Source organism: Shewanella sp. K8 (genome assembly GCF_028823715.1).
Taxonomy (GTDB): Bacteria; Pseudomonadota; Gammaproteobacteria; order Enterobacterales; family Shewanellaceae; genus Shewanella; species Shewanella algae.
Map to the genome: position 1 here is coordinate 1 of NZ_JAPEHY010000065.1, position 7,057 is coordinate 7,057.

Sequence of the window (7,057 nt, forward strand, 5' to 3'; positions counted from 1 at the left end):
CCAAGCTTTTTCCGCCTGCCACATCAGACGATGCAGGATAGGTTTCAATTAACTGATAAGCAGCCCAGGTAATCGAATTAGACTTACCTGAACCGGCCGAGTGTTGAATTAAATAAGTCTGACCGACACCGTGCTGGGCAGCATGGTCTACTAATTTTCTCACCACATCCAATTGGTGGTATCGAGGAAAGAACAGGGTTCGCTTTGGTAATGGATCTTTGCTTGACCCATCCAGACGCACAAAATGCTGAATAATATTCGCCAAGCTTTCTTTGGTGAATACTTCTTGCCATAGGTATGCCGTTTTATGGCCAGATGGATTCGGCGGATTGCCTTGTCCAAGATTGTGACCTTTATTGAACGGCAAGAAGAAGGTACTGCCACCTGATAACTTGGTGGTCATATACACTTCGTCGGTATCGACCGCCATATGCACTAGGCAGCGGCCAAAGGTCAGCAAGGCTTGCGTTGCATCTCGATCATCTCGATACTGCTTTTGGCCGTGATAACGTGCTGTTTGCCCGGTCCATGCGTTCTTCAACTCCAGCGTTATCAATGGTATTCCGTTGATAAACAATACCATGTCGATTTCTTGTAGGGGATTTTCCATGGAATAGCGCACTTGGCGAGTACAACTAAACACGTTGTCTGCAAAGTTTTGCTTTACCTTCTCACTGCTGCTTGCCAGAGGGGCTGGATAGAGCAAATTGAAGTGTGCATCGTCTACGCTTAGCCCCTTCTTAAGTAAATGCAGAATGCCATGCTTCTTAATCAATCGGTCAAATCGTTCGAGTAACTTACGCTGCCAATCTGAGGGGTTGTTCTTTTGCAGTTTGGCCAACTCTACTTCTTGTGTTTTTTGCAGAAATTGCCAGAAAAAACGCTCATCAATGGCATATTGCATATTAAAATCTGCTGCAACACCAATTTGGTAAAGCTTGTTATGAAAATCAGGTACGGCTTCTTGCACCCCTGTTTTCAATTCTTCTAAACAGCTGCCGGTTAAGTGTTTTTCGATTGCTGCTTCTAACGCTTGCTCATTTGTTTGACTAACCATTTCTTATTATCCTTAATGCGTTGACTAGCTTTTAACTATTTTTATTACACGCCAACTATGGGTTCCTTTCTTGGGATCTTTGTCCCAAATTTTTGTTGCTTTGACATACTCTTGATCGTTAAAACCGTTCAATAAATAAGGAGCAACGAAAGCATCATCAACAAAGCCAAAGCCCTTGGGATTCAGCTTTAGAGTGCCTTCAATTAATTTCACTCTCTCACTTTGTTTTGGTTCAACCTTGCGTGCTTCCATTACGTCTAACTGCTGTCCGTCATTAGCAATTTTTAACTCTAGCCACGTTCCTACCTCTGGTAATCCTTTACCAAAAAACACACCTTTTCTTGCACTGAGTTTTTTATCCAAATCAAGATATATACTAAAGCCCTTACCTGAACGGTGATGAGAATCAACAATACCTACCGCCATTTCTAACTTCTTAGTTGCATATTGAAGGGCATCATTTGCTCTGGTTTTGATGACTTCATCAAAGTTAACCCACTCAATAGCTGAGGCATCAAACCACCCTTGCTGAATAAGCTCTTCATGCTCTGGTTTTATATGCCAACCATTAGCGTTGTATATTTCTATTAATTTACTTAACGCTGCTGATGCCAAATCAAACTCTTGACTATTGGCAAATAACTGAGCTAACCCGTAATACATTGGAATACAAAAAGGAGGTTCGTGGGCTTCCAAAATCCCCTTGCTATAGCAAGATATTGCGGCCTTGAAATCTTGGTTAACATAAGTATCTGCTAAAGCTCCCCAAGCCCAAGATTCTGACATTTTTTGTCGCAGAACAGATAAAGCGGCTTCTCTTGCCTCATCATATCTACCAGCACTAACCAAGCATTTAGAAATATCAAATTGAAGCCAAGTTTTGTTTCTATCAAGGGCATTGTTCAGCGCATAATTAAGTAAATTTAATATACCATCTAGATTCAAATCCCATTGGTTATGATGTTGTAACCACGCTTTACTTGTTTGCCTTGATAACCTAACTAGTAAACTTGGGTATTCTCCATTTTCTGTTTTATATGGCTTTAAATCGGCGGGTTGATAAAGGTTAGAACCGTAATAAGTTAACATCTGAATATAAGACTGGTAGTGCTCTCCACAGCCCTTAAACAGATTAAAAAATCTGAAGTCTAGCTCTTCACACGGAACGGTTAAATTGAGTTGTCCAATACAATTGATCCACGAATTAACTACATCTTGCTCATTTGCATTGGGGGCTTTATTTTGTCTAGATAATATGGGTTCTTGAATCACTTTTATTGCTGCATAACAAACCCAAAATAATGAGGTTCTTAAAAATGTATTCTGTGGTTCATTTTGAAAAACCGCGTAACCACAATTCCATGCACCAACAAAGTTACCTTGCTGCTTTAATTCACGAATTTGAGCAAATACTTCACTACTCATTTAAAGCCTCCTTAAAAAGCGATACAACATCTTCTGATGTCGCTTTTTCAGGCATTATTTTCGATAATAATCCAGTTTTTAAGACCCAAGTTTTTAACTGAATAGCCTGATTATCCTTCGCGCAAAGAACTTGCATCTCCCAGTCACTTGAGCGCTTCGCATCAACTACTTCGAAACCTAATTCTTCCACAAAATTTCGAAGTGATTGTAGAGCCGTATTCAACCTGCTTTCATCAAAAGTTATTTCGCTTGCTAAAAGTGTTTTTAATTCTTCGCTTAAACTCGGCTCTTTTTGCTCATCAGGAAAAGCTAATGTTTTGACTTTAATACTCTTATCATAAGTAAATCGAACACGAACTTTCTTACCTGTACTGTGCTCAAAAGTATAAAGCTCTTGATAGCTATGCTGCTTTAATTCACTTATTCGCCACGAAGAGTTACTCAAACAATCTGATACGGTAAAACAAATTGCTTTAAGTTCAACTACATCAGTATTCATTCCAACGGGATAATTGAACTTTTCTAATTCTGTTTGTTCAGGAATTTTATAATTAAAGCCTTTACTTACAGGGAACATTCCGATTTTACAATTGTTGTTTGGAATGAATTGAGTCTGATATAGTGGAGTTAATTTAGGGTATTTAAGTAACCTCAAACCATTTTCAGCAGACATACTTGCTGTATATAAAAACCTAAAAAATCCGTCATTGGTGATAGAGTCACCACTAGGGCCTCTACTTGCATCTAAGTAAACTAAATTCCATTGCCTTCCTTGTGCTCTATGTACCGTCATGGCGTATGCATATCGAAGTCTAGCCGCATTTAATAAAGGACTATGAGCGATATGATTTTGTATTAATTCAGAATACTTTTTGTTCTCTGATAGATATTCATCAGATTTCTTGTCATTGATGCTATCTAATTTACCTTTAAGCCCTTTAAAAGCTTCGACAGCTTGCTCTCTTGCTTTAATGCTTAGCACTAACATTTGATCCGTACTTAATTCCGGCTTGTCCGCATTTAAATAATCAATAATATAAGAAACCTTCACATCACCTAAACTTGGCACGCGGCAATTCAAATAACCTATACGCACAACTGTCGGCATATCGCGGCCTTTTAGCTGCAACTCAATGGTATCAATCTTGGCATCAACCGCAGTAACGGTAGCTATTTCTCCTGAATACACCCAGTCATTGCTAGACTCTATGCCAACCGATAGATCTTTAGGGCTAATCACTGGTGAACTTGTGTGGAAATCAATAAGATCTCCAGCATTTAGCACATAGGGGTTGGCTTGTTTAAGAACTTTTTGCTTAGCGGCAAAATTAATTTTATGAGCCATATCATTCAATGCTGTTAAATAAACACCGTGATAACGGCCTGATGTTATATCAGTAGCAATTATTGGACTATTTTCTATCTGTGATACGACTCCACTGTCTGCATTAGGCAGTTTATTAAACTGTTTGTGTTGCATCTGTTGTGCTATTTCAAACTGAAAATCGTGTAACTCTTTAGGATCTGATTCTATCTGTTGTTCTAACAATACTTCTTCAATCACTAAATCTTTGTCACGAATCGCCTGCCCAGATAATAAACATTGGTCTAAGTCACCGCGAGATAGCTGATATGGGTCGCCAACCAAAAGTAATTTGGGCGGATTACTCTCAAACGCAGTTAATAGATCATTTACCATATGGCCTGACCCAAAAACCGCGTTATCCATGTCATAGTAACTATTGCTGATTAAATGTGACTCAACAACAACCAAAATTTTGTCTTTAACTTGTTCACTGGTAAGAGTCACAGGGTGCCTAGCTAGCTCAACGCCATTAGATTTTTTTACTACGCCATCACTCTTACTGCTGTAGAGTACTTGATATATTGAGTTAAACTCCCCAAATCCCATCTCGGTATACTTTTTTGCAATACGTGCATTTGGAGCCAAGAGCAACAGACTCTTATTTTTATTTTCTATTCGTTTGATAATTTCTCTAGCTAAGGTTCGCTTACCCGTACTAGACATGCCTTTCAAAATCAAGGCACATATATCTGATGTTAACCATCGTTCTGCCTGTTCTAAGACTGTTTTTTGCAACCCTATAGGCGTAAATTCAGTTTCGAACGAGCTTTCTGGATCAACAGATATCGTTCTGGTAACGGGCTTACCATCTGGGAAGTATTCAGGCGCAGCAAAAGCATCAGCAATCGTATTAAGCTCATGCAAAGACATATCAATCTCTGCGCTTGCTATACCATCAATTGTTCGAATAGCTTTGCTGAAATCACAGATATGAAACCAACTTTTAATTTGTTGCGGTATCTGAGTATCATCAATTTCTATTGGTTGATGAAACATCACTAAACCAGCTATATGACCAAGGTTTGGTTTAGATTGAATTTCAATATGCCCGCTTTTTATATAATCGAGTAAAGCAAACTTATTACTGCGAAGCTGCAAGAATGGATTCCGACTGTTACCGCCTTTAACAACAACATTGTCACAGTACCAAGGGCCATTTTCAGAAAATGTCAGCTCACCGCCAAAATTTTTAAAATCGATAACAATGATCGCATTATTCTTAACAATTAACGCATCAAACTCTTTACCAGCGACAAAAAAATTACCAAATAAATATAATTGGTCATCACGTTCATCCCATTCAGCCTGCAACATATCGTATAAAGCATTAAACGCTTGGTTCTCGTGACTATGATTAAACGAACTCCCTCTGAAAGCTTTAAAACCCATCTATTAGTCTCCCTATGCATCCCAACCGATTTGCAAATTGCAGCTTAAATGTTTAAAGCCCATCTCTAATGCTTGCTCGTTGGTTTTGCTAACCATATTAATCCTTCAATTCACTCGTTAATACTTGCCAATGGCCTCCCTTTTTTGGGCCAAGGAAAGTTAATTTGTTTTGTTGTTTCAACTTAGCTACAGCACGTTCAATAGTGCTTGCTGATTTGCCTAAATGCACAGCAATCTCAGCTAAGGTTAACGTTGGCTGCTTAGCCAACAAGATTAAAATCTGTTCTGGGGTTTTTACCTGCATTTCTACCCGCGTTTTTACCTGCGTTTTTACCCTCATTTTTTCGATTTCGCCCGCCTGCTCACTGTCTGTGGTGTTTTGAACTTCATGCAGGGTTTTGGCAATAATGCCGAGCATAAACTCAATAAATGGGGCGCAGTCTGTTTTAGCCGTGCTGGCTCGAATAGCTTGGTAATACTCAGCCTGATGTTGATAAATTAAGCTTTCTACAGGGATATCCATAAAGGCAGGTTGCCACTGGCTGAGTATCAGCGTTTGCCACAGCCGCCCCATGCGGCCATTGCCATCCGCAAAAGGGTGAATAAACTCAAATTCATAATGAAAGACACAACTGCTAATAAGTGCGGGTAAGTCTGTTTGTTTAAGCCAACCAAATAAGTCTTTCATTAACCGTGGCACTTGATCCGCGCCCGGCGCCATGTGCACAACGGTATCGCCCGACATGACACCTACACCACCTTGTCGATATTGCCCCGCACCTGTCAATAACCCTGCCATAAGAACTTGATGGGCATGCAATAAATCTTGCTCACTGCTATATTGCCATTTTGCTAGAAACTCATACGCTTTAAGGGCATTTTGTACTTCAAGCACCTCTTTGGGCGGTGCAATAACGCGTTTACCATCTAAAATGGCGGTAATTTGCGCTTCGCTTAGGGTATTCCCCTCAATTGCCAAAGAGCCTTGCACGGTGCGGATCCGATTGGCACGTCGAAGCCTAAGCGCCTGTGTCTGTTCAATACGCACACTCAAGCGACCAATGCTTTCACTAATCTCAGCAACTTGCTTAAGTATGGTTGGTGTAATACTAAATGGTGGATTGTAGGGCATTAGTACACCTCAATCGGTTTGTTTTTCATTGCCTCAGCCGCTTTTTGCAGCGGTCCTTTTAAGGCTTTTTCTAACTTTGTCATCTGCTCTAAGTGCCACGCAACCGCTTGGGGCCAAGTCTCTTTATTAAACCCATCAGCTTTGGTCGAAAACTGGATACGGCAAGACTTCTTCTCATCCAGCCTCATCCACTCAAGTTCTGCACCAAAAGTATGCTCAATGTCTTGTTTGGACTGACTCAACAAATCAAAAAGGTATTTATTCTCTTCGGTAATCCCACGGCAGATCCAAAGCTCCACTCGAAGCTCTTTTTGCAGAAATATCAGGTTATACGGACATCCACTTAGCCCTGAGCCTGCTGATAACCAATGATCTTTGCTTGGGCTAATGTTGTTATAGAGTTGGCAAGGACTTTTCTGAAACGCCTCTAAGGCTCGCTCCCAGTACTCGCGACGCACCGTATGGCGGTTTTTAAGGACCACTTCGGTGGTTTTTTCTTCCGCTTCCTTGGCATTAATGCCGATCATCAATTCTTTCGCTTCTGGTGTTGGGATGATCTGGTCAATATTAATCAGTAGCTGTTCACCCAGTGAATAAGGCGTGATTTTGAAGCAGGCAATGCTAATACCTTGACCCAATAACCACAGCGCGGTGCTGGTCACTTCTTTGCGAAAGTTTCCCGCAACTA

General features: G+C 40.4%; 5 protein-coding genes. All 5 read right to left on the reverse strand.

From position 1 onward, the window contains the following. A partial coding sequence (locus tag ON072_RS20625; protein WP_274626168.1) for a type I restriction endonuclease occupies nt 1-1,057 on the reverse strand: 1,057 nt, incomplete at its 3' end. Nucleotides 1,058-1,081: 24 nt separating this feature from the next. Continuing rightward, nucleotides 1,082-2,482 carry a tetratricopeptide repeat protein gene (locus ON072_RS20630; RefSeq protein WP_248446557.1) on the reverse strand — a complete coding sequence of 467 codons (1,401 nt, stop codon included), beginning with the start codon at nt 2,480-2,482 and terminating at the stop codon, nt 1,082-1,084. After that, on the reverse strand, nt 2,475-5,237 hold the full coding sequence (locus ON072_RS20635; RefSeq protein ID WP_248446559.1) for an NERD domain-containing protein/DEAD/DEAH box helicase: 2,763 nt from the start codon (nt 5,235-5,237) through the stop codon (nt 2,475-2,477). The genes ON072_RS20630 and ON072_RS20635 overlap by 8 nt, the downstream gene beginning before the upstream one ends. 97 nt (nt 5,238-5,334) lie before the next feature. Continuing rightward, nucleotides 5,335-6,369, reverse strand: a complete 1,035-nt coding sequence (locus ON072_RS20640; protein WP_248446561.1) for a Fic family protein — start codon at nt 6,367-6,369, stop codon at nt 5,335-5,337. Next, on the reverse strand, nt 6,369-7,057 hold a 689-nt coding region (locus ON072_RS20645; protein WP_274626169.1), incomplete at its 5' end, for a DUF4268 domain-containing protein. The genes ON072_RS20640 and ON072_RS20645, both read right to left, overlap by 1 nt.